We start from the raw sequence: 23,336 nt of genomic DNA on the forward strand, positions 1-23,336 counted from the left end.
GCCATGCATTGCTGTATGGCATACAGGCGCATTATTGCATTTCGTTATCGTCATCTCAACAACGATTCGTGCGCATGCCCGCCTGGCGCACCTTCGCCGCGGCGCAACGGCAAGCTCTGCGCGAGGCCCCAGGCCAGTTCCGGCACGAGGAACAGCCATAGCAAGGGCTGGCCCGTCACCAGCAGCGCCCACGCCATCCAGGTGGAAAACAGGTAGCGGGCCGCCGCGTCGAAGCGGCCGAAGCGCGGCTGCGGGTCGAGTATCCGCAATACCGACCAGACCAGCACCACGCTGCCCAGCAGGCTGCTGATGAGCAAGTGGAACGGTCCGAAGTCGGGCAGCGGCACGCCGCCCAGGCCCACGTTGAGGGCGCTCAAGTGCTCGCGCAGCAGCAAAAACGTCCACGGCGTGGAGAACGGGGCAATCATGAGCACATCATAAATGGCGCTGGCGCGCACCACGCGGCGAAAGGCGGAAACGGACAACATGGCAACTCCTAATCAGTGGAAAGCTTCCATGATCGAGCTTGGAGTACACTCCATGGTCAAGCATTTTATGAAAGATGGATCCATGCAGATCGGCGAGATGGCGCAGGCGACGGGCTTGAGCCGCGATACCCTGCGCTTTTATGAAAAGCGCGGCTTGCTGCGCGCGCGGCGCGGCGCAAACGGCTACCGCGATTACCCGCCAGAAGCGGCCGACTGGTTGCGCTATTTGCGCACGGCGCAGCAGCTGGGTTTTACCCTGGCGGAAATCGAGGCCGACATGCCGCTGCTGGCGGCCGCCGGCGATCCCGCCACGGCGGACCTGCTGCGCACGGCCCTGGCCCGCAAGCTCGGTGAAATCGATGCGCGCATCGCGGGATTGACGCAGTTGCGCGGCGAACTGGTGCTGCGTATGGGGCCGGCGGCGCCCGCGTGCCCGTTGCGGGGAGACGCCGATGCGAATCAATAAACTGCTGCCCTGGCTATTCCTGCTGGGCGCAGGCGGCGCGCAGGCCGCAGCGGCCGAAGTGGTCTGCGGCGATTTCCTGGCTACGCTGGGCAAGAAGCCCGCGTACCTGGTCTACCAGGGGTGCCAGCAAAACATGGAACGCCAGGACCAGCCCTTCGAGGCACGCTACCACGTGGATGGCAAGCATGCAGGGCAGGCGGAAGCGTACATGCGGCGCGCCTATGGCTTGCCCCGGCTCAAACGTTATTGCTGCGCCTGGGACAGCTCGCGGCATTCCTGGCGCGACCGCCGCACGGGCTACGGCTACGCAATGGTGATGGCAACGGGCGAAACGCTGGTCAGGACGCGCGCCGACTGGCCACGGATCGCGCGCTTTGTCGTGCAGGTCGACGGCTACGCGCAAGACCCCTGAACAATAAAAAACCGCCTGTGCGGTGCAGCAGGCGGTTTGATGTGGAGAAAAACTGGCTTACTTGGCGGCTTTGCGGCGGCGCAGGAAACCCATCAGGCCAAGGCCGGCCAGCAGCATGGCGTAGGTTTCCGGCTCCGGCACGGCGGCCATCACGGACACGTTGTCGATCACGGCACCCGAATAATTGTCGTACGGCGTGCCCGCCTGGGCGGCACTGGCAAACGACAAGGTCGCCAAGCCGGTGGACGCGGCGGTGAAGCTCAGGGTGTTGCTGTACAGGGTGTTCGAGGCGGCAGCCGTCGAGTAGAAATTGCCTGCCGCGCCACCGAAGCTGACGGCCACGCCCTGGCCTGCCGGGCCGCCGGGATTGCGCGCCATGTCAAAGCTCAGGTTGTAAGTCTGGCCGGCCTGCACATTGAAATCCTGCGACAGGAAACCGGGGCCTGGCGTGCCCAGCATGTCGATGCTATAGCCGCTGATGGCGTTGTAGGCATTGTGGATCAGGTCGACGGAACCGCCGCCAACTGTCCAACCCATGATCGCGATGGAACCGCTATTGACCACCTGGTAACCGTCGGAAAACGCGTAGCCGGGCACCATGATCTCGAATTCGCCATTCGTGATCAGGTTGACAGGGCTGGCGCTGGCCGTACCGGCGGCGAACAGGGCGACAACTGTAGCGATGGTGGCGATTTTCATGGGTTATTTCCTTGCCTTGGTGATATTAAAGTTACCTTAAGTGAAATCATATCCCAGTATGAATAAAAATCAAAGAAATTTGCAAAAAATATATTAAATGTAGATATTATGTAACGCTTATGGCGGTTGCCGCCGCATAAAAAAACGCGCCAGGCGGCGCGTTGGGTGATAGGGCCGATGGGGGCTCAATCGAGTTCCTGGCGCGCCACCAGGATGCCGTCGGCATCGGCATACACCCAGTCGCCCGGATGCACGGCCACGCCGCTGATTTCGACGCGCACGTCGCGCTGGCCCGTGCCTTCCTTGTTGCTCTTGCGCGGATGGGTGGCCAGGGCGCGCACGCCCAGCTGGCAGACATTGATTTCCTCGCTGTCGCGGATGCAGCCGTGCACGACGATGCCGGCCCAGCCATTGCCCTCGGCCAGCACACCCAGCTGGCCGCCCACCAGCGCGCGGCGCAGGCTGCCGCCGCCGTCGATCACCAGCACATGGCCCTGCCCCGGCGTTTCCAGCGTGCTGCGCACCAGGGCGTTGTCTTCAAACACGCGCAAGGTGGTGGCCGGACCGCTGAAGCGCACGCGCTGGCCAAAGGCGCGGTACACGGGCGGCAGCACCGCCAGGGTGCCATCGTCCAGCATGGCCGCATAATCGTCGCACAGATCGGTGGTGGCAAAAGTCATGCTCGCTCCAGGAAGTGAATGAATGGTTTCGGATGGAAACGATTCTATGCCTTTTGCAGCGCCGCGGCACGCGTTTTACCGCCGACGCCCACGGCAGTGGCAATCGCCAGCGCCTGGAACACGCCGATGAAGACAAACAGCAGGGCCGGATGGTTGCCGTCCATCAGCGCGCCAAAGAACAGCGGACCGACGGCCAGGCCACTGTCGAGGCCGGAATACACGACGCCATACACGCGTCCCGTCGCATTCTTGGGCGCCGCCGCGCGTATCATCAGGTCGCGCGATGGGCCCGCCACACCGGACGTCAGGCCGATGGCGCCCATCAGCACCACGGCGCCCCAGACCGGCACCACGGCCATGCCCAGCAGCACTGCCAGCAGCGCGGCGGCGGAAAAAGCGATCGCCACATTGCGGTCCGGCTGCTTGCTGCGCGCCCCCACCACGCCGCCGGCCAGCATGCCCACGGCCGAGGCCAGCATATAGGCCGTGTAGGCGCTGGTGGCCAGGGCCAGGCTCATGCCGTACAGCTTGACGAGGGCCACGCTGGCGAAACTCTGGATGCCGCCCAGGGCAATGGCGGTAATGAAGAAGAAGGCAAAGCACATCCACACGGCCGGCAGGCGCAGGAAGTCGAGCGTGCCTTCGCCGCTGGCCGCCGCGCCCGGCGCGGCCCGTTTCAGCGGCTCGGGGCGGATGGCGTGGCGGTTCAGGAACAGCACCAGCAGCACGCCGAACGGCAGCACGGCCGCGCACTGCAGGGCCACGCGCCAGTCATAATGCGTGGCCACGTAGGTCATGAACAATGGCGCCAGGGCCCAGCCGATGTTGCCGCTGATGCCATGCACGGAAAAGCCATACGCCACGCGGGCGGCCGAGACGCGCTGGTTCAGAATCGTGTAATCGGCCGGATGGAACACGCTGTTGCCCACGCCGGCCAGCATGGCGCCCAGCATCAGGGCCGTGTAGCTGTGGGCGGTGGACAGGGCCAGCGCCGAGACGCCCAGCAGGAAGACGCCGGAAAACAGCACGGCGCGCGCGCCGAAGCGGTCGACGACAAAGCCCGCCAGCGCCTGGCCCACGCCCGAGATGATGAAGAACACCGTCATCAGCAAGCCCAGTTCCGCATACGACAGGTTGAACGCGGGTTTCAGCCAGACGAACAGGGCCGCCAGGATCAGGTGGTAAAAGTGCGACACGCCATGCGCCAGGCCCACCAGGCCGATAACGCGCGCATCGCTGCGCAATGAGGGAAGTTCGGGCGGCGAGTTAGTTGTTATCATGTCATACCCTGTCTTATACTGGTGAAGCTCAAGTGTATGCAAAATATCATCGTCTGTTTTCCGACAGGACGACATAATTTATCGAATTAAGGCCAAGCTGATGGGTGTACCTATCCTCCACCATACCCGCATGTGTCCGCCACGGGAAGCGCCCAGCGCGACCATTCCCGTGACCATGATCGCGCGCGACCTGCAACCCGATGAATTTCTCTCGCCGCACACGCATCCGTGGGGCCAGGTCACCATGGCGCTCGAAGGCGTGCTGCGCATTACCGCCAACAACAGCAGCTGGGTGCTGCCGCCGATGCGCGCCATCTGGATCGCGCCGAACGTCGAGCATGCCGTCACGATACTGGAAAAAACCCGCTTGCGCCCCCTGTGCATCCACGCCGGACGCGCGCCCTTCATCGGCCGCGACTGCAAGGTGCTTGAAGTGTCCAGCCTGCTGCGCCAGCTGATCATGGCGCTGGAACAGCTGGACCCGGGGCAGGAACCGGCGCGCGAGGCGCTGCTGGCCGAGCTGATCCTCGACGAATTGAAACGCTCGGCCACGCGCCCCATCCGTGTGCCCTTGCCCAGCGACAAGCGCCTGAAAACCCTGTGCGACAGCCTGATCGACCAGCCCGGCTCGAACCAGACGCTGGAACATTGGGCGCAGCAAGTCGGCGCCTCGGAACGGACCCTGGCGCGGCTGTTTGAACGGGAATTGGGCATGAGTTTTGGCCAGTGGCGCCAGCAGGTGCGCCTGGCCCATGCGGCGCCCCTGATAGCGCGCGGCGTACCGCTGTCGCAGGTGGCCGAAGAGCTGGGCTACGCCAGCCAGTCGGCCTTTTCCGCCATGTTCAAGAAAACGTTCGGCAGCTCGCCGTCGGCGTTTTTTGCACAGGCCGGGCGCGCCTGACAGCGTAGTCAGAGCATATTCAAGGCCAGGCGCGGCAACGCCGCCCTGCGTGGCGGCTGCCGCGTCAAGCTGGCTCAGGCCATGAAATCGAACAGGGAATTCTTGCCGGTGTAGCCCGGCAGCGCCGAGTTTGTCCCCATCTGTTCCTGCGCCGAATACGCTTTGACCAGCGCCTGCGCCTGCGCCGTCAGCGCCTTGGCCAGCACGGCTTTCTTGTTGGTCAAGGTAGTGATCTCCTTGCCGACCGTTTGCACTTCCTTGCGGATAATGCTCGTTTCGCCCGTCAGCTCGCCGATCTTGCTGGCGAACTGGTCCGCCACGCCCTTGCCGTTATTGGTAAACAGCTTGCTGACGGCATCGGGATCGGCCTCGATGGCGGCCTTGAGTTTTTTGTCGTCCAGCACCAGCTCGCCGCTCTTGCCCAGGGTCACGCCGGCGCTGCCCAGCACCGACGACGGCACGCCCGTGCTGGCCGTGCGCAGCACCTGCTCCATCTGCGAGCGCACTTGCCCCAGGGCCGTATCGGACTTCAGGTCGCCCTGCTGCAAGCTTTGCAGCTTGCTGTTGAGGTCGTTATACGCCGTGACGAAGCTGGCCACGTTGCTGGCGATCTGGCTGTTGTCCTTGGCAATGACGAGGTCGGTGATGCCCTTCTTCTTCAATTCGATGGTGGCGCCTTCGACAGCCGTCGTCAGGGTATTCGTGGCGCTCTTGATTTCCTTGCCGTCGATGGTCAGCAGCGCGTCCTGCGCGGCAGCCGTCTGCTGCAGGCCCTTGCCGGAGCCGGGCGCATAAGACAGCAAATTGCTGACGGCCGCGTCGCCGGAAACGCTGATGCGCATGCTGCTGTCGGCGCCGCTCTTGCCGTTGATGGCCAGCGAGTAGCCATCGGCGCCCTTCACCACGCTGGCGTCGACGCCCTGCTGTTTCAGGGCGGCGGCGATACCGTCCAGGCTATTGTTGCTGCTGTCGATGGTCAGCGAAATGATCTTGCCGCTGCCGGCCGTGAATTGCTTGCCGTCGGCCGTGCCCACTTCGATCTTGACCAGCGCGGACGCGCCCGTGCCGATCGCCGCGCTCGATGATTTCTGTGCGCCGCTGAGCAGGGTCTGTCCCTGCGCCAGCTGCTTGATGTTCATCTCGTAGCTGCCGCTGGCGGCCTTGTCGGTGGTGGTGGCGCTGACGACGTCCTTGGTGCTCGACGTGGCCGAGGTGGCCAGGCCGCTGCCGGCCATGTTCTTGGCCACGGTCTGGAACTTGGCCAGCGCCGATTGCAGCTGGCCCAGGCCGGAGAACTTGGCCTGGTCGCGCGCCAGGCTGGCGTTGAGCTTGACCACGCCCGTGTTCTGCGATTGCATCTGGCGCTCGACCTTGGCATATACGTCGGCCGAGATATTCGTCTGCGTCGTCTGCTGCGTATTGTTGGTGTAGGCCCTGCTGTTGATGGTCGAGTTAAACATGGTGGCTTTCATCCTGTGAAGGTATGCTGCCCACGGATCAGGCTTGACCGTGCGCTGCGTCTACAGGAGATGAGGCGGCATGCGCTCGGGGCGCGGCAGCGTCGTCTCCACTGATTGACAATTATGCAGCATGGCTAAAAGATCAAAACAGCGAGCAGAGCCATGTTTACCGCCGTGCAATGTGTTTGCACCATTTTAGCGCATTTAAAAAGTGGCGCTTGAGAAATGTGCATCGCTGCAAGCCTTGCCGCAGACAGGACAAGCAGTCCAGTCAAGCGGGGGCAAGGCCGCAACGGTTTTTCCCGGACTCCTAGCGCATGAATTTGGAGATGGCGCTGCTGACGGCCATATCCAGGTTCATGAACGTCAGTCCCACCTTGAAACCGGCGCTGCTGAAAATACAGTGTGATACAGCCGTGCGCGCTTCGATGATGTGCGCCTTACCGTCATAAAACAGCTCGAACAGCACCTTGCCCTGCTTGCCCGTGGGCACCGGATCAGCGATCACGGCCGACATGCCGCCCGGCCCCACATCGAGGGTGCGCGCCGCTACGGGCCCTGCTCCATCCATGACCAACATTGCCTTGGCACGCAAAATCTTGCGTGCGCCCTGCCTTTGCTCAACTGACACTGTATTCCGCTTCTCTATCAATTCATTGTCGATGCGGATTCACGGGGTGAATCCATCGGACAAATATTATAGTTCCAAACGGAAATTATGTTTGACTTGTCTCAAGCTTGGCATTTACACCATACCAACTCTTACTCGTGGTCGCGCAGCTTGTTGAACGCTTCATCGATACGCTCGACGCCGATGACCTTGAGGCCTTCGATCACCTGCTTGGGCAGGTTAGACTTGGGCACCACGGCCAGGGTAAAGCCCAGCTTGGCCGCTTCGCGCAAGCGCTCCTGGCCCCTTGGCGCGGGGCGGATTTCACCGGCCAGGCCCACCTCGCCAAACACCACCAGCCCGCGTGGCAGCGGCTTGTTGCGCATCGACGAGTTAATTGCCAGCAAGACGGCCAGGTCGGCGGCAGGCTCCGTGATCTTCACGCCGCCCACCGCGTTGATGAAGACATCCTGGTCAAACGCGGCGATGCCCGCGTGGCGGTGCGCCACGGCCAGCAACATGGCCAGGCGGTTCTGTTCCAGGCCGACGGACAGGCGGCGCGCGTTCGGCAAGTGGCTGGTATCGACCAGCGCCTGGATTTCCACCAGCAAGGGCCGCGTGCCTTCCTGCGTCACCATCACGCAGGAACCGGGCACCTGGTTGTCGTGCTGCGACAGGAACAGGGCGGACGGATTCGACACGCCCTTCAAGCCCTTTTCCGTCATGGCGAACACGCCCAGTTCATTGACGGCGCCGAAACGGTTCTTGATGGCCCGCACGAGGCGGAAGCTGGAGTGCGCGTCGCCCTCGAAATACAGCACCGTGTCGACGATGTGTTCGAGCACGCGGGGACCGGCCAGCGCACCCTCTTTCGTCACGTGGCCCACCAGAATGATGGTCACGCCCGTCTGCTTGGCCGCGCGCGTCAGCTGCGCCGCGCATTCGCGCACTTGCGCCACGGAACCGGGCGCCGAGCTGAGGGCGTCCGAATACACGGTCTGGATCGAGTCGATGACCACCACTTCCGGCTTCAGGTCATTCAAGGTGGACAGGATCTTTTCCAATCGGATCTCGGCCTGCAGCTTGAGTTCCTTGGCGTCGATCACGAGGCGCTTGGCGCGCAAGGCGATCTGCGCGCCCGATTCCTCGCCACTGACGTACAGCACGCGCTTGTGATGCGACATATTCGCCAGCGCCTGCAGCAGCAGGGTCGACTTGCCGATGCCGGGGTCGCCGCCGATCAGCACCACGCCGCCGGCCACCATGCCACCGCCCAGCACGCGGTCGAATTCCTCGATGCCGGTGCCGAAACGGGGCACGTCGATGGCGTCGATATCGTCGAGCGACAGCACGGGCGCCGTCTGCGCCAGCGACATGTGCTGCGGATTCGAATAGCGGTTGTTGCCGCCCGTCTCGGGCAAGCTTTCCACCATGGTGTTCCACTGGTTGCACGAGGTGCATTGCCCCATCCATTTATTGCTGACGGCGCCGCAATCGCTGCAGGTGTAGACGGTCTTGACTTTTGCCATGGTGTATTTTGCTCGGTAAAGTGATAATGCTGTTTATATATACAGTGGATTCACAGTATATACAATCAGCGCGCGCAGGTCACGCTTCGATCACGGGCACGCGCGACGCCAGTGCGCACATCAGCTCGTAGCCGATGGTGCCGGCGGCCAGCGCCACCTCGTCGATCGGCATGCCCTGTCCCCACAGGGTGACGGTGCTGCCGACCTGGGCACCGGGCACCTGCGTCAAGTCGACCATCAGCATGTCCATCGAGACCCGGCCGATCAGTCCCGTGCGCACGCCATCGACCAGCACGGGCGTGCCTTCGGGCGCGTGGCGCGGGTAGCCGTCCGCGTAGCCGCAGGCCACCACGCCCACCCTGATGTTGCCGGCCGCTTCATAGCGGCTGCCGTAGCCGACCACTTCGCCGGCGGCGATATCCTGGATGCCGATGATCTGGCTGCGCAAGGTCATAGTAGGGAGCAAGCCGAATGCCTGCGCCGAGGTGCCGCCGGGAGCGCCGCTGGGCGTGCCGCCATACAGCATGATGCCGGGACGCACCCAGTCGCTGTCCAGCTGGTGCAGCAGCAGGCCGGCCGAATTGCACAGGCTGCGCGGCAAGGCAGTGCCGATGCTGGCGGCGCCCGCCTCGAAGCGCAGCATCTGCTGCGCCAGGGGCAAACGCGTGGGCGCCGCCTCGTCGGCATTGGCGAAATGCGTCATCAGGGTGATCGTGCCGATATGCGGCATGGCGCGCAGGCGCGCATACGCGGCGGCCACGGCGTCCGGCGTGAATCCCAGGCGGTTCATGCCCGTATTCATCTTCAGGTGCACGTCGATGGTGCCGGGCAGGCGCGCCGCTGCCAGCATGGCGATCTGCTCATTGCAATGCACGCTGCCATTCAGCTTGTGCTGCGCCATGACGGGCAGGTCGCTGGCGTCGAAAAAACCTTCCAGCAGCAAGATGGGTTTGGTCCAGCCCAGTTCGCGCAAGCGCACGGCGTAATCGACCTCGACCAGCGCCAGGCCGTCGGCATGGGCAAAGCCGCGCATGGCCCGTTCCAGGCCATGGCCATAGGCGTTTGCCTTGACGACGGCCCACATCCTGGCGCCGCGCGCGCAGGCGCGGGCACGCGCCAGATTATGTTGCATGGCATCGAGATGGATGCTGGCGATGAGTGGCCTTGGCATAAGCGTCGTGTACGGCGAGTGGGAAAGCCGTATTTTACCGGATGCACAGGTCGCGGACACGGCAGGCGCCCACGGTCGTGTGCAGCGGACATCATTTATAAAATGCTCACATGTGATGTATTTTTCTACGGCAGAATAATTAAGGTTCGCTTAGGCAAATCTCTGCAAAGCAGGCCCCTCCAAACTTGGGGTTTGCCGTTTTTTCGTGGTATAAAGCAAGCCAGATATGATTTCAGGCATTCCAGAATGAATCGTGGTTTTTATACCATCATGGCGGCGCAGTTCTTTTCCTCGCTGGCCGATAACGCCCTTTTTTTTGTCGCCGTCGATTTATTGGTGTCCATGAAATCCCCGGCGTGGATCACGCCGCTGCTTAAACTGTCGTTCGTGCTGTTCTACGTGCTGCTGGCCGCCTTCGTTGGCGCCTTCGCCGATGCACTGCCCAAAGGCAAGGTCATGTTCATCGCCAACATGGTCAAGATCTTCGGCTGCGCCCTCGTCTTCTTCCATGTACACCCGCTGCTGGCCTACGCCGTCGTCGGCTTTGGCGCGGCCGTGTATTCGCCTGCCAAGTACGGCATCCTGACGGAATTGCTGCCGCCGGAAAAACTGGTGGCGGCGAATGGCTGGATCGAAGGCCTGACCGTCACCTCCATCATCCTCGGCACCGTCATGGGTGGCGCGCTCGTCAGCGGCCACGTGTCCGACATGCTGCTGTCCTTCGACTTCCCGCTGATCGACACGGGCATCACCAACAAGACGGAAGCGGCCCTGTGCGTGGTGGTCGCCATCTATGCGCTGGCAACCCTGGCCAACCTGAAGATTCCGGACACGGGCTGCGTGTATCCGCACCAGGAACGCAATCCTATCAAACTGATTACCGATTTTGCCAATTGCTATTCCATCCTGTGGAAAGACAAGCTGGGCCAGATCACCCTGGCAGTAACGACCCTGTTCTGGGGCGCCGGCGCCACCTTGCAGCTGATCGTGCTGGAATGGGCCAAGCAGTCGCTGAACATGCCCTTCGACAAGGCGACCAGCCTGGTGGGCGTGGTCGCCATCGGCGTGGCCGCCGGCGCCGTGCTGTCGGCGCGTTTCATTCCGCTGCGCAAGTCGCTGACCGTCATTCCGCTGGGCATCGCCATGGGCGTGATCGTCATGATGATGACGCAAGTACACTCCGTGTGGATCGCCTACCCGCTGCTGATATTGATCGGCGCCCTGTCCGGCTTCTTCGTCGTGCCGATGAATGCCCTGCTGCAGCACCGCGGCCACGTGCTGATGAGCGCAGGCCACTCCATCGCCGTGCAGAACTTCAATGAAAATCTGTCCATCCTGACCATGCTGGCCGTGTATTCCATCATGATCCGTTTGCACCTGCCGTTGAACATCATCATCACCCTGTTCGGCCTGTTCGTCGCCGGCACCATGTTCGCCATCATGCGCAAGCACAAGCTGAACCAGGCTGAACATGACAATCTGTCTTTGATTGGCGAGCAGAAGCATTGACAACGGTGGTGTCGGATTACGCGGCGTTGCCGCTAATCCGACCAACCTGACTGAGCACGATAATTTGTCGCTGATTGGTGAGCAGAAACACTAAACCCAAGCAAGGGCTGGGGTCACACCATGAGGGTCTGACCCCGGATGTCGTTTCGGGTTACTCGCTTTAAATCGGCAAGGTACCTGCCAGCCGCCGCGCGGCAGCCTGCTGCGTCCAGTCATGGGGCACGACAAAGCCGCGCGTGCGCTCCACTTCCCAACCTTCGACATTCTCCACGGCGGCCACCAGTACCGGCTGCGCCAGATCTCCCAGTTGCGCCCGCAAGGCCGCCACATCAAACACTTCCAACTCGCGTCCCTTGAACGGCGCCAGCCATTGCAGGCGCGGCAGCACCACGTAGCGCTGCGCCGGCAATTGCGCCGGCGCGCACCAGAAGCCATGTCCATGTTCCCGGGAAATACCGTCCATGCCCGGCGCGGTGCCGATGGCATAAAACAGCCAGCCCTTGATCAGGGCCTGCGCGGCGCGCACGGGCTGGGCCAGCAGGCTTTGCGCGGCCGGGTGGCGCGACAGGGCCAGTTGCTTGTCGAGAATCTTGCGCATCTTCAAGCCCAGGGTATCGGCCAGATTCGGGCCGATCAGGTGGTTGAAGGTGCCGGGATCGGGTACGCCTTGCAGCAGGTAGAATTTGGTGGCGAATTCCCAGTGCAGCAAGTCGCACCCGTCATGCAGCAGGTAATCGAACTCGCCCACCGTGTCATTGCGGTTGATTTGCACTTGCAAGCCATGCGCGTGCAGCAGTCCCTGCTGCTCAAAATAAAAGGCCAGCAGCTTTTCAGCGTACAGGCCCAGGCGGGAATAGAATTTCGGGCCCAGCGCCGCATCGAGTGGCGACGGGTCGTTCTGCAAGGCTTGCAGCCACGCGGCCACGGCAGGCGTGACGGGCGGCAGGCTGGCGATGCGCCCACCCCAGTGGGGGCTGGCCGGGTCGAGCAGGTCAGGCGAATCGAGCAGCCAGGCCAGCGCGCGCACGCGCGGGTGCGTCAGATGCCCCCAGCGCTGTTCGAAACGGGCCTGGAAGGTGGCAGAGGTGGCAGCGGCCGTATCACTCACCGTGCGCGCTTTTCGCCAGGCACAAATCGGCCCAGGCACGCGCCTTGGCCTTGCCCGTCTCATCCTGCAACAGCATTTCCGGATGGAAGGTGGCGATAACGGACGCGCCGCCCAGCTGGCGCACCGTGCCGCGCACGGGCTTTTCGCCGGGATTGATGCCGGCGGCGGCCATCGACCCCAGCGTCAGGATGGTGCGCGGCTGCAGCAGGGCCAGCTCACGCTCGACATACGGGCGGCAGGCGGCCGACTCGGCCTCGGTTGGCAAGCGTTCCTGGCCCGCCTCGTCGAGCGGACGGCATTTCAGCAAGTGCGTGACATACGCCTCGCTGGCCGCGTCGACGGCGATGGCTTTCAGCATATTGTCGAGCAAGACACCCTGCTCGCCCGGCAAGGCGCGGCCTTCCCGCTCTTCCGCGCGCGAGGGGCTGCTGGCCAGCATCAGCCAATCGGCCTGGCGGTTGCCACGGCCCATGACCACGCCCTTGCGCGTCTTGCACAAGTCGCAGCGCGCGCATTTGGCGACGGCCGCCGTCAAGCCATCCCAGTCGAGGGCGGCGATATCGGCATCGCTGAGCTGCCTGGCGGGCGGTGGTGGCGGCGCGTCGTCGAACCAGGCCGTGTCATCGGGCGCGGCAGCAGGAGCTGGCGCGGCTGGCGAGGCGGCTGGCGGCACGCTGGCGGCAACGCCTGCCGCCTCGGCCACCACTGCCGGGCCGGCAGCATCGGCCGCCAGTGGCGCAGGGACAGGCTCTTCGGCCACGGGCACCGCCTGCATGACAGGCTCGGCCATGATTGCCTCGACGGCGACAGGTTCCGCTGCCACGGCATCCTGCGCTTCCGGCGCGGCACCCTGGCGCAAGCGCCACAATGGCCCGACGCCCATTTCATCGAGAAAAACAGCGCTGCGGCTCATAAGGTATAACGCATCACGATGGCGTCCTCACGTTGCGAATCGGCGGCCGGGTAATAGCCCTTGCGCCGCCCGATCTGTTCAAATCCATAGCGCTGGTAAATATCGAGCGCACGCACGTTCGACGGGCGCACTTCCAGCAGCATCGATTCCATGCCCAGTTGGCGCGCGCAGGCGCAGGACTGGTTCAGCAGGAAACGGCCCAGGCCCTGGCCCTGGATGGCGCCGTCGACGGCCACGTTGAGCAGGTGGGCTTCATCGACCACCAGCATCAGCAGGAAATAGCCGAGCAAGGTGCCATCCACGTCGCGCAGCACCCAGGCCGGGTAGCCGCTCTTGAGGGAATCGACAAAATTGCCATGCGTCCAGGGATGCGGATACACGCGCTCTTCCAGCGCCAGCACTTCTGCCAGGTCCGCTTCGGCCATCGGCTGATAGTCGAGGCGCAGCAAGTCCCAGCCGGCGGCACGGTCCTGGCCCGCCACGCTCATTGCGCGGACTCCGCAGCGGCCTTGGCAGCCTGCATGTCCTGGCGTTCCGCGCTGGTGTAGGCGATCTTGTTGCGCAAATACAAAGGCTGCGCATCGGCCGCCTTCACAACATGGCCGGCGGCAAAGGCGATACGCGCCAGCTGCGCCACTTGCACGGCATGCGGCATGACGGCGGCGTCGGCGCTGGCGGCGCACGGCAGCCCAGCCAGGGCTTCGGCATAGGCGGCAAAGCCGTTGCCGCAGCCGACCACGTCGCCTTGCGGTACAACGCCGGCAGGCGCGCTCAGCGCGGGCGGCAGGACGGTTTGCAAGCCATCCTGGTATGCATATTGCGCCCAATACACTTCGCCCATGCGGGCGTCGAGCACGGCAAGGATGCGCTGCGCGCCGTGAGCCTGGTGGCAGGCCAATGCCATGGCATCGAGGGTGACAACGGGCACGACGGGCAAATTGGCGCCGTAGGCCAGGCCTTGGGCGATGCCGCAGGCCGTGCGCACACCGGTAAACGAGCCGGGGCCGGAGCCGTAGGCGATGGCATCGACGTCAGCCAGGGTCACGCCCGCTTCGGCCAGCAATTCCTGCACCATCGGCAGGATGGACTGGGAATGCGTGCGCACGCCCGACGACGCACGGGAAAGGACGGCATCGCCGCGCAGCAAGGCGCAAGAGGCGAGTTCCGACGAGGTTTCAATAGCAAGCAAGGTGGGAAGTAAGATAGGCATGGCGTATTTTACCCTGCCGCGCCACGACGTGGCACTCCCCGGCGCACTACGCCAACGCACGCCATCGCCAGCGACAGGCAGCCGCTTGCACAGTCCAGGCGCGAGGACGGCTATAATAAAAGGCTACGCGATTGTTTGACCTGCGTCATTGCGCCACACCTGGCCGCGCCCGGCAACCGATCCGCGACACACTCACCCCACTCTTGCCCTGGTCCGTTCCGTGAATCCACTTCTTGCTAAACTGCAACCATACCCATTTGAAAAGCTGCGCCAGCTGTTTGCCGGCGTGACGGTCAATCCCGAATACGCACCCATCAGCCTGGGCATGGGCGAACCCAAGCACCCGACGCCGGCATTCATCGAGCAGGCATTGACCGACAATATCCACGGCCTGGCCAGCTATCCGACCACCATCGGTTCAGAAGCCTTGCGTAGCGCCATCGCCGGCTGGCTGGAACGCCGCTATGGCATCCCCAAGCTCAATCCTGCCACGCAGATCCTGCCCGTGAACGGTTCGCGCGAAGCGCTGTTTGCGCTGGCGCAAACAGTGATCGATCCGGCCGCCGGTTCGCTGGTGATCAGCCCGAATCCGTTTTACCAGATCTATGAAGGCGCCGCCTACCTGGCCGGCGCCGAACCATATTTCGTCAATTCCGACCCGGCACGCAACTTCGGCTGCGATTACGACAGCGTGCCCGCGTCCGTGTGGGAAAAGGTCAAGCTGCTGTTCCTGTGCTCGCCAGGCAACCCGACCGGCGCCGTGCTCACCCTGACGGACTGGGAACACCTGTTCGCCCTGTCCGAGCGCTACGATTTCATCATCGCCGCCGACGAGTGCTATTCCGAGATTTACCATGGCGACACGCCACCGCTGGGCGCGCTGCAGGCGGCGCACATGCTGGGCCTGTCCACCATCGAGCGCCCGTATGCGCGCCTGGTGGTGTTTTCCAGCCTGTCGAAACGTTCGAACGTGCCCGGCATGCGCTCGGGCTTCGTGGCCGGCGACGCGGAGGTCCTGAAAAAATTCCTGCTCTACCGAACCTACCACGGCGGCGCCATGAGCCCCGCCGTGCAGGCGGCCTCCGTCGCGGCCTGGAACGACGAAACCCATGTCGAGGAAAATCGCGCCAAGTACCGCGCCAAGTTCGACGCCATCACGCCGCTGCTGCAAGCGGTGATGGACGTGCAATTGCCGGACGCCGGCTTCTACCTGTGGGCCGACGTCAGCCGCACGGGACTGTCCGACACCGAATTCGCGCAACGCCTGTACGCCGAATATAATGTGACGGTATTGCCTGGCAGTTACCTGGCGCGCGACGCGCACGGCATCAATCCGGGCCGCAACCGCATCCGCATGGCCCTGGTGGCCGAAACGGCCGAAGGGCTGGAAGCGGCCCTGCGCATAGTAAAATTCTGCCAGCAGCTTTCCGCATCCGCATCAACCACGCATTAACCCTACATAAACAAGACATCATCATGAGCCAACAACTGCAAACCATCATCGACCAGGCCTGGGAAAACCGCGCCGAGATCAATCCGGGCAACGGCACTGCCGAACTGCGCGACGCCGTCTCCCACGTCATCAATGGCCTGGATAACGGCAGCATCCGCGTGGCGGAAAAAACCACGGGCGACTGGGTAGTCAACCAGTGGGTCAAGAAAGCCGTGCTGCTGTCGTTCCGCCTGGAAGACAACGTCGTCCTGCCATCCGATGGCACGATGCAGTTCTACGACAAGGTCCCGACCAAGTTCGCCAACTACACCAAGGAAGACTTCGCCAAGGGCGGTTTCCGCGTGGTGCCGCCTGCCGTCGCCCGCCGCGGCAGCTTCATCGCCAAGAACGTCGTGCTGATGCCGTCCTACGTCAACATCGGCGCCTACGTCGATGAAGGCGCCATGGTCGACACCTGGGCCACCGTCGGCTCCTGCGCGCAGATCGGCAAGAACGTCCACCTGTCCGGCGGCGTCGGCATCGGCGGCGTGCTGGAACCAATGCAAGCGAACCCGACCATCATTGAAGACAACTGCTTCATCGGCGCCCGTTCGGAAATCGTCGAAGGCGTGATCGTCGAAGAAAACTCCGTCATCTCGATGGGCGTGTACATCGGCCAGTCGACCAAGATCTACGACCGCGCCACGGGCGAAGTGACCTACGGCCGCGTACCAGCCGGCTCCGTCGTGGTGTCGGGCAACCTGCCTTCGGAAGATGGCAAGTACTCGCTGTACTGCGCCGTCATCGTCAAGCGCGTGGATGCAAAAACCCGCGCCAAGACCGGTATCAACGAACTCCTGCGCGGTATCTGATGACCCCTCTGTAAACCTGCTGCGCGTCGCGGGGCGCGGCCGACGATGCTCACCGTACACATGTACGGTTGCGCTTCTCGGCCACGCCGCGCATCTGCCCGCTACGGTTTACAGAGGCGTCTTGACGCACATAGCAAATCATGTCCTGCCATTTGGCGGGACATTTTCATTTCCGGCTAGCAACTTCAATCGTCCCGCTATCCGCCCCCATCCTGTCCTATACTGGATGGCATGAATACTCCTCCCGTCCTGATCGTCGGTGCCGGTCCTACCGGCCTCATGCTTGCCTTGCGCCTGGCGCGCCATGGCGTCGATTGCCGCATCATCGACAGGAACAGCGGCCCGGGCCAGGCATCGCGGGCCATGGCCGTGCATGCGCGCACCCTGGAGTTTTACCAGCAGCTGGGCTTTGCAGACGAACTCGTCAGCCTGGGCATCAAGATCAACGCCATGCACATCCACGAAGGCGGCGAGGAGCTGGTGAAACTGGCGCTGGGCGAGATCGGCGAAGGGCTGAGCCCCTACCCTTTCGTGCTGAGCCTGCCGCAGGACGAGCATGAACGCTTCCTCATCAGCAAGCTGGCGGCGGCCGGCGTGCACGTGGAATGGAACGTCGCGCTGGACCTGTGGACGCAGGACGATAGCGAAGTGCAAGCCATCCTGCTCAAGGACGGCGAACGCCAATATTGCACTTATGACTATATTTGCGGCTGCGACGGCGCGCGCAGCAAGGTGCGCGAGATTGCCGGTTTCGACTTCTCCGGCGGCACTTACGACCATCTGTACTACGTGGCCGACGCGCAAGTGGCGGGCAAGAATACGGATTTGCACGCCCACCTGGGCGCGAACTCGTTTGCGCTGATGCTGCCCGTGCGCACGAGCGGCATGCAGCGCCTGATCGGCATCCTGCCCGACCGCCCGGAAGGCGCGCCCGCGCCCGTCTTCGACGATGTGCGCGGCGACGTGGAAAACTTGCTGGGGGTCCAGGTCGAACAAATCAACTGGTTTTCCACGTATAAAGTGCACCACCGGGTAGCCGGGCAATTCCGCGAACGGCGCTGCTTCATCCTCGGCGACGCGGCACACCTGCACAGCCCCGTGGGCGGCCAGGGCATGAACACGGGCCTGGGCGATGCCGTCAACCTGGCCTGGAAACTGGCGCAAAAACTGCGGGGCCAGAGCAACGACGCCCTGCTCGACACTTATGAAAGCGAGCGCATCGTGTTTGCCCGCAAGCTCGTCGCCACCACCGACCGCGCCTTCCAGGCCATCGTCGCGCAAGGCATCGCCGGGCAATTCCTGCGGCGCTGGCTGGTGCCGCACGCGCTGCCCTTCCTGTCCGGCTTCGAGCGTGCGCGCCGGCTGCTGTTCCAGACGGTATCGCAAATCCAGATCAATTATGAAGACAGCGCCCTGTCCGCCGGCCACGCGGAACACTTGCGCGGCGGCGACCGCCTGCCGTGGTTTTCCGACGGCACGCAAGACAATTTTCTCGCCCTGCGCAGCATGGATTGGCAATTGCACATCTATGGCGAGCCCGCGCCGGAATTGCTGGACGAAGCGCGCGTGCTGAAACTGCCCGTGCATTGCTACACCTTCAATGTCGCCGCCAAGCTGGCAAGACTGGGCCGCGATGCCGCCTACCTGGTGCGCCCGGACGGCCACATCGCGCTGGCCCTGCACCTGCAGGAAAGCGGCGCCCTGCGCGCCCTGGCCTTGCGCCTGGGCCTGCATTTCGGCCCGGCGGAATCAGGCAAGGCGGCGCCACGGCCCGTGTAGGGAAAATCTGGGGGACATGTTGCAGCGCCGCATCGGCTGCATATCAACTGTATAATGTCGGCTAACATCGCCTATCGCGCCAGCGCAAGCGCCGCGATCAAGCGAACCGCATTCATTCCCCGTTAGCCCGACCACTATGACCATTACACTCTACGGTATCCCGAACTGCGATACCGTCAAAAAGGCCCGCACCTGGCTGGCCGCGCAGCAGCTCGACTTCAATTTCCACGACTTCAAGAAGCAGGGGCTGGAACGCGCCACGGTCGAGTCCTGGCTGGCGCAATTGCCATGGGATGTGCTGGTCAACAAGAAAGGCACGACCTGGCGCGCCCTGTCCGACGAGCGCAAGGCGTCCATCGTCGACGCGGCCAGCGCGCTGGACCTGATGCTGGAAAACCCGTCGATCATCAAGCGCCCCGTGCTGGACAAGGATGGCCAGTTCAGCGTGGCGTTCTCGGATGCGCAGTATTCAGCCATTTTTTTAGTTTAAACCCGACACCAGCAAGGCCGGGGTCAGTCCTTAGGGATCGACATCTGCCCCACTGGGGCAAATGTCCCCGGCGGGTCTGACCCCGGATTGACGCTTCGCCAATATTCCCATGACCACCTCCAAAACCCTCGCCCTGACCGAAAAACTGATCGCCCTGTCCTCGGTCACGCCCGATGACAAGGGCTGCCAGCAGCACCTGATCGATATTCTGACGCCACTGGGCTTTGTCTGCGAGACGATCCAGTCGAACGACGTCACCAATTTGTGGGCGCGCCGCGGATTGAGCTCGCCCGTGTTCGTCTTCGCCGGCCACACGGACGTGGTGCCGACCGGCCCCGTCGAGCAATGGCGCTCGCTGCCCTTCATTCCCACGCACCGCGACGGCAAGCTGTACGGCCGTGGCGCGGCCGACATGAAGACCTCGATCGCCGCCATGGTGGTGGCCTGCGAGGAATTCATCGCCGCCACCCCCGAGCATACGGGTTCGATCGCCTTTCTGATCACCAGCGACGAGGAAGGCCCGGCAACGGATGGCACCGTCATCGTCTGCGAGCAACTGAAGGCACGCGGCGAACAGATCGACTATTGCCTGGTGGGCGAGCCGACGTCCAGCGCGCAGCTGGGCGACATGATCAAGAATGGCCGCCGCGGCTCGCTGTCGGGCCGCTTGACGATCAAGGGCGTGCAAGGCCACATCGCCTATCCGCACCTGGCAAAAAATCCGATTCATGAAGCGGCGCAGGCGCTGGCCGACCTGGTCGAGGAAAAGTGGGATGCGGGCAACGAGTATTACCTGCCGACGTCGTGGCAGATGTCGAACATCAACGCGGGCACGGGCGCCAACAACGTCATTCCCGGCGACATGGTGATCGATTTCAACTTCCGCTTTTCCACGGCCAGCACGGCGGAAAGCCTGCAGCAACGCGTGCACGCCATCCTCGACAAGCATGACTTGCAATACGATCTGCAGTGGACCCTGAGCGGCCTGCCTTTCCTCACGCCACGCGGCACCTTGAGCGATGCGCTGTCGTCCGCCATCCTGGAAGAAACAGGCATCACGACGGAGCTGTCGACCACCGGCGGGACCTCCGATGGCCGGTTTATCGCGCAAATCTGCCCCCAAGTGATAGAATTCGGGCCGCCCAATGCCAGTATTCACAAGATCGACGAGCACATCGAACTGCGCCACATCGATCCCCTGAAGAATATTTACCGGCGTACGCTGGAGCATTTGCTGCCCGTCTGAACCAGAATACCGAGGCCCGTCACGGCGGGCCAGAACACCGTCTTTTCGAGAATGCCATGACCCCGAACCCGTTTTCCACGCCACGCGACCTGCTGCGCTACGCCGTCACCCGTTTCAACACCGCCAAGCTGTTTTTCGGCCACGGCAGCGCCGAAGCGTTCGATGAAGCCGCCTATCTGGTGCTGCACACATTAAAACTGCCGCTGGACCGCCTGGAACCGTTCCTGGACGCCAAATTGCTGCCGTCGGAAGTGGCCAGCGTGATGGCCGTCATCGACCGCCGCAGCATCGACCGCGTGCCGGCAGCCTACATCACCAAGGAAGCGTGGCTGGGCACATACAACTTCTACGTCGACGAGCGCGTGATCGTGCCCCGTTCCTTCATCGCCGAGCTGATCCCTGAATACTTCTCGCCGTGGGTGCCGGAACCGGACGCGGTGGAAAACATCCTGGAACTGTGCACCGGCTCGGGCTGCCTGTCGATCATGATGGCCGACGCCTTCCCGAACGCTACCGTGGATGCCGTGGACATTTCCGCCGACGCGCTGGCCGTGGCCAAGCGCAACGTCGACACGTACAAGCTGCAGGACCGCGTGCACCTGATCGAATCGGACCTGTACGCCAACGTGCCAGCCAAAAAGTATGACTTGATCATCAGCAACCCGCCGTACGTGAATTCCGCGTCGATGGGCGCCCTGCCCCAGGAATACCTGGCCGAACCGCAGATCGCCCTCGACGGCGGCAGCGACGGCATGGACCTGGTGCGCAAGATCATCGCCGGCGCGGCCGAGCGCCTGACGGACGACGGCATCCTGATGATTGAAATCGGCAATGAACGCGAATACGCGGAAGCGGCCTTCGGCGCGCTGGGCCTGACCTGGCTGACGACGAGCGCCGGCGACGACATGGTGTTCCTGCTGACGGCCGAGCAGCTGAAACTGGTTTGATCGACTTGGTAGGCCGGATTAGCCCGAAGGGCGTAATCCGCCGGGCAGCGCCCACTTGTCGGATTACGCTACGCTAATCCGACCTACCTGAATTTTACGGCGCGGGTTCACTCCCAGCCTTTACAAAGAAAAAAATGATACGTTTCCTACAAGTAAGCCTGATGCGCGGCATCAAACCGTTGCTCGAACAAGTCGATGTCACCCTCAACCCGGGCGACAAGATCGGCCTGATCGGCGCCAATGGCGCGGGCAAATCGAGCCTGTTCGCCATGATGCGTGGCGAACTGCACCCTGACCAGGGCGAGATCGATTTCCCCGCCAAATGGCGCGTGGCTTACGTGGCGCAGGAAACCCCGCCGCTGGACCGTGCGGCGCTCGACTACGCTATCGATGGCGACGTCACCCTGCGCAAACTGGAAGCGGAACTGGCGCGTTTGGAAGCGGAACCGGCGACGTCGGAAAACGGCATCGCCATCGGCGAAATCTACAGCGCACTGGCCGATGCCGACGCGTATACCGTGCAGTCGCGCGGCGAGCAATTGCTGCTGGGCCTGGGTTTTACCCTGGACCAGATGCAGCAACCTGTCGCCAGTTTCTCCGGCGGCTGGCGCATGCGTTTGAACCTGGCGCAAGCGCTGATGTGCCCGTCCGACCTGCTGCTGCTCGATGAACCGACCAACCACTTGGATCTGGACGCCATCATCTGGCTGGAAGACTGGCTGAAACGCTATGCCGGCACCCTGCTGATCATTTCCCATGACCGCGACTTCCTCGATGAAGTCGTCAACGTGGTCGTGCATATCGACGAACGCAAGCTGAAGCGCTATTCGGGCAACTATTCGAGCTTCGAGCGCCAACGCGCGGCGCAGATGATCCTGGCCGCCGGCGCGCTGGAAAAGCAGCAGCGCAAGCGTGCCCATCTGGAATCCTTCGTCAACCGCTTCAAGGCGCAGGCGTCCAAGGCCCGCCAGGCACAGAGCCGCATGAAGGCGCTGGCGAAGATGGAAGAGCTGGCGCCATTGCGCGCCGCCGCCGAATTCTCGTTCGAATTCCGCGAGCCATTGAGCGCACCGAATCCGCTGCTGGTGATGGAAGATGTCGATGCGGGCTACAAGATCGAAAACGAAGCGACGGGCGAAATCACGCACAAGACCATCGTCAACGGCATCAAATTCTCGCTGCAGATCGGCCAGCGCATCGGCTTGCTGGGCCAGAACGGCGCCGGCAAATCGACCCTGATCAAGACCATCGCCGGCGAACTGATGCCGTTGACGGGCGACGCCACCATGGGCAAGGGCCTGAACATCGGCTACTTCGCCCAGCACCAGGTGGAAATGCTGCGCCACGACGAATCGCCGCTGTGGCATCTGTCGAAGATCGCCCCGACCGTGCGCGAGCAGGAACTGCGCAACTTCCTGGGCGGCTTCAACTTCCCCGGCAACATGGTGACCGCCTCGATCGCGCCGTTCTCGGGCGGCGAAAAAGCCCGTCTGGCATTGGCCCTGATCGTCTGGCAGCGTCCGAACCTGCTGCTGCTCGATGAACCGACCAACCACCTGGATCTGGAAACGCGCGAAGCGCTGACGGAAGCGCTGGCGCAGTTCGAAGGCACCCTGGTCGTCGTGTCCCATGACCGCCATTTGCTGCGCGCCACCACGGACGAATTCATCATCGTTGCCGACGGCAAGCTGCAGCCGTTCGACGGCGACCTGGACGACTACAAGGACTGGCTGTTCAAGACCAAGCTGGGCAAGGGCACGGACGTGCTGCCGGCCGCAGGCAAGGCCAACAAGACGGACTTCCCCGTCGTCTCGCCCGTCGTTGCCGCGGCAGCCCCTGCCGCGCCAGTGCGCGACAAGCGCAAGGAAGCGGAAGAGCGCCAGAAAACGGCCGCCCTGCGCAAGCCGATCGAAAACAAGATCAAGCGCCAGGAAGAGCAGATCGCCAAGCGCAACGCGCAAAAGGCGGAAACCGACGCCAAGCTGGGCGAGCCGAGCATCTATGACGCCGCCAACAAGGCCAAGCTGAAGCAATTGCTGGCCGACCAGAGCTTCTTCACCAAGGACCTGGCGCAGCTGGAAGCGGAATGGCTGGAGTTGCAGGACCAGCTGGAAAAGCTGGGCTAAGGCAACAA

The 23,336-nt window shown here is 63.1% G+C and carries 23 protein-coding genes; 11 read left to right on the forward strand and 12 right to left on the reverse strand.

Annotated elements, in window-relative coordinates; translation table 11 throughout:
* Nucleotides 1-50: 50 nt before the first annotated feature.
* Nucleotides 51-488, reverse strand: coding sequence for a hypothetical protein (locus tag ACQ4WR_RS13960; RefSeq protein ID WP_436487919.1), 438 nt, complete (start codon nucleotides 486-488; stop codon nucleotides 51-53).
* A gap of 82 nt (nucleotides 489-570) precedes the next feature.
* On the opposite strand from ACQ4WR_RS13960, the gene ACQ4WR_RS13965 reads away from it, so the two are divergent.
* Both ACQ4WR_RS13965 and ACQ4WR_RS13970 read left to right on the forward strand, forming a co-directional pair.
* Nucleotides 571-954: a MerR family transcriptional regulator gene (locus ACQ4WR_RS13965; protein WP_436488323.1), complete on the forward strand. Its 384-nt coding sequence runs from the start codon at nucleotides 571-573 to the stop codon at nucleotides 952-954.
* On the forward strand, nucleotides 941-1,366 hold the full coding sequence (locus tag ACQ4WR_RS13970; RefSeq protein ID WP_436487921.1) for a DUF4952 domain-containing protein: 426 nt from the start codon (nucleotides 941-943) through the stop codon (nucleotides 1,364-1,366). The genes ACQ4WR_RS13965 and ACQ4WR_RS13970 overlap by 14 nt, the downstream gene beginning before the upstream one ends.
* Before the next feature lie 57 nt (nucleotides 1,367-1,423).
* On the opposite strand, the gene ACQ4WR_RS13975 is transcribed toward ACQ4WR_RS13970, so the two are convergent.
* The 3 genes from ACQ4WR_RS13975 to ACQ4WR_RS13985 all read right to left on the reverse strand — a co-directional run bounded on the left by ACQ4WR_RS13975 (nucleotide 1,424) and on the right by ACQ4WR_RS13985 (nucleotide 4,025).
* Nucleotides 1,424-2,065: a choice-of-anchor C family protein gene (locus ACQ4WR_RS13975; RefSeq protein WP_436487923.1), complete on the reverse strand. Its 642-nt coding sequence runs from the start codon at nucleotides 2,063-2,065 to the stop codon at nucleotides 1,424-1,426.
* A 185-nt stretch (nucleotides 2,066-2,250) separates the two neighbouring features.
* Nucleotides 2,251-2,745, reverse strand: a complete 495-nt coding sequence (rraA, locus tag ACQ4WR_RS13980; RefSeq protein WP_102297459.1) for a ribonuclease E activity regulator RraA — start codon at nucleotides 2,743-2,745, stop codon at nucleotides 2,251-2,253.
* A 44-nt stretch (nucleotides 2,746-2,789) separates the two neighbouring features.
* On the reverse strand, nucleotides 2,790-4,025 hold the full coding sequence (locus ACQ4WR_RS13985) for an MFS transporter (protein WP_436487925.1): 1,236 nt from the start codon (nucleotides 4,023-4,025) through the stop codon (nucleotides 2,790-2,792).
* 130 nt (nucleotides 4,026-4,155) lie between these two features.
* Here ACQ4WR_RS13985 and ACQ4WR_RS13990 point away from each other — a divergent pair, with 130 nt between their 5' ends.
* Nucleotides 4,156-4,926, forward strand: coding sequence for an AraC family transcriptional regulator (locus tag ACQ4WR_RS13990; RefSeq protein WP_436487927.1), 771 nt, complete (start codon nucleotides 4,156-4,158; stop codon nucleotides 4,924-4,926).
* 74 nt (nucleotides 4,927-5,000) lie between these two features.
* Here the strand turns inward: ACQ4WR_RS13990 and fliD are convergent, their stop codons facing one another.
* The 4 genes from fliD to alr form a co-directional block, all read right to left on the reverse strand.
* Nucleotides 5,001-6,386, reverse strand: a complete 1,386-nt coding sequence (gene fliD, locus ACQ4WR_RS13995; RefSeq protein ID WP_102297488.1) for a flagellar filament capping protein FliD — start codon at nucleotides 6,384-6,386, stop codon at nucleotides 5,001-5,003.
* Nucleotides 6,387-6,696: 310 nt separating this feature from the next.
* Nucleotides 6,697-7,017 (reverse strand): PilZ domain-containing protein, encoded by a 321-nt coding sequence (locus ACQ4WR_RS14000; protein WP_436487930.1) that lies wholly within the window; start codon nucleotides 7,015-7,017, stop codon nucleotides 6,697-6,699.
* Nucleotides 7,018-7,148: 131 nt separating this feature from the next.
* Complete coding sequence (gene radA, locus ACQ4WR_RS14005; RefSeq protein WP_436487932.1) at nucleotides 7,149-8,525, reverse strand: DNA repair protein RadA; 1,377 nt, start codon at nucleotides 8,523-8,525, stop codon at nucleotides 7,149-7,151.
* Between the two features lie 79 nt (nucleotides 8,526-8,604).
* Nucleotides 8,605-9,696, reverse strand: coding sequence for an alanine racemase (gene alr / locus ACQ4WR_RS14010; protein ID WP_436487934.1), 1,092 nt, complete (start codon nucleotides 9,694-9,696; stop codon nucleotides 8,605-8,607).
* 246 nt (nucleotides 9,697-9,942) lie between these two features.
* Between alr and lplT the strand changes: the two genes are divergently transcribed.
* The gene (gene lplT / locus ACQ4WR_RS14015) at nucleotides 9,943-11,205 is read left to right on the forward strand and encodes a lysophospholipid transporter LplT (protein WP_102297474.1); all 1,263 of its coding nucleotides are present in this window, start codon (nucleotides 9,943-9,945) and stop codon (nucleotides 11,203-11,205) included.
* Nucleotides 11,206-11,365: 160 nt separating this feature from the next.
* Here lplT and ACQ4WR_RS14020 read toward each other — a convergent pair whose 3' ends face one another.
* From ACQ4WR_RS14020 to tsaB, 4 genes are read right to left on the reverse strand one after another with little or no spacing between them, the layout of a single operon-like run.
* On the reverse strand, nucleotides 11,366-12,313 hold the full coding sequence (locus ACQ4WR_RS14020; protein ID WP_436487936.1) for a DUF1853 family protein: 948 nt from the start codon (nucleotides 12,311-12,313) through the stop codon (nucleotides 11,366-11,368).
* Nucleotides 12,306-13,226: a uracil-DNA glycosylase gene (locus ACQ4WR_RS14025; RefSeq protein WP_436487937.1), complete on the reverse strand. Its 921-nt coding sequence runs from the start codon at nucleotides 13,224-13,226 to the stop codon at nucleotides 12,306-12,308. The genes ACQ4WR_RS14020 and ACQ4WR_RS14025 overlap by 8 nt, the downstream gene beginning before the upstream one ends.
* The gene (gene rimI / locus ACQ4WR_RS14030; protein WP_102296103.1) at nucleotides 13,223-13,714 is read right to left on the reverse strand and encodes a ribosomal protein S18-alanine N-acetyltransferase; all 492 of its coding nucleotides are present in this window, start codon (nucleotides 13,712-13,714) and stop codon (nucleotides 13,223-13,225) included. The genes ACQ4WR_RS14025 and rimI overlap by 4 nt, the downstream gene beginning before the upstream one ends.
* Nucleotides 13,711-14,436: a tRNA (adenosine(37)-N6)-threonylcarbamoyltransferase complex dimerization subunit type 1 TsaB gene (tsaB, locus tag ACQ4WR_RS14035; RefSeq protein WP_436487939.1), complete on the reverse strand. Its 726-nt coding sequence runs from the start codon at nucleotides 14,434-14,436 to the stop codon at nucleotides 13,711-13,713. Before tsaB ends, rimI begins: the two co-directional genes overlap by 4 nt.
* Before the next feature lie 220 nt (nucleotides 14,437-14,656).
* On the opposite strand from tsaB, the gene dapC reads away from it, so the two are divergent.
* The 7 genes from dapC (at nucleotide 14,657) to ACQ4WR_RS14070 (ending at nucleotide 23,328) form a co-directional block, all read left to right on the forward strand.
* Nucleotides 14,657-15,889: a succinyldiaminopimelate transaminase gene (gene dapC / locus ACQ4WR_RS14040; RefSeq protein ID WP_436487941.1), complete on the forward strand. Its 1,233-nt coding sequence runs from the start codon at nucleotides 14,657-14,659 to the stop codon at nucleotides 15,887-15,889.
* A 23-nt stretch (nucleotides 15,890-15,912) separates the two neighbouring features.
* Nucleotides 15,913-16,740 (forward strand): 2,3,4,5-tetrahydropyridine-2,6-dicarboxylate N-succinyltransferase, encoded by an 828-nt coding sequence (gene dapD / locus ACQ4WR_RS14045; protein WP_046683916.1) that lies wholly within the window; start codon nucleotides 15,913-15,915, stop codon nucleotides 16,738-16,740.
* A gap of 231 nt (nucleotides 16,741-16,971) precedes the next feature.
* A complete protein-coding gene (locus ACQ4WR_RS14050) occupies nucleotides 16,972-18,519 on the forward strand; it encodes an FAD-dependent oxidoreductase (protein ID WP_436487943.1) in 1,548 nt (515 codons plus the stop codon).
* Between the two features lie 136 nt (nucleotides 18,520-18,655).
* Entirely contained in the window at nucleotides 18,656-19,009 is a 354-nt protein-coding gene (locus ACQ4WR_RS14055) for an ArsC family reductase (protein ID WP_102296090.1), read from the forward strand.
* Between the two features lie 109 nt (nucleotides 19,010-19,118).
* Nucleotides 19,119-20,255: a succinyl-diaminopimelate desuccinylase gene (gene dapE / locus ACQ4WR_RS14060; protein ID WP_102296088.1), complete on the forward strand. Its 1,137-nt coding sequence runs from the start codon at nucleotides 19,119-19,121 to the stop codon at nucleotides 20,253-20,255.
* A gap of 56 nt (nucleotides 20,256-20,311) precedes the next feature.
* Nucleotides 20,312-21,202: a 50S ribosomal protein L3 N(5)-glutamine methyltransferase gene (gene prmB, locus ACQ4WR_RS14065; protein ID WP_102296086.1), complete on the forward strand. Its 891-nt coding sequence runs from the start codon at nucleotides 20,312-20,314 to the stop codon at nucleotides 21,200-21,202.
* Between the two features lie 134 nt (nucleotides 21,203-21,336).
* The gene (locus ACQ4WR_RS14070; RefSeq protein ID WP_436487946.1) at nucleotides 21,337-23,328 is read left to right on the forward strand and encodes an ATP-binding cassette domain-containing protein; all 1,992 of its coding nucleotides are present in this window, start codon (nucleotides 21,337-21,339) and stop codon (nucleotides 23,326-23,328) included.
* Nucleotides 23,329-23,336 lie beyond the last annotated feature (8 nt).

The organism is Janthinobacterium amylolyticum, from assembly GCF_051380655.1.
Lineage (GTDB): Bacteria > Pseudomonadota > Gammaproteobacteria > Burkholderiales > Burkholderiaceae_D > Janthinobacterium.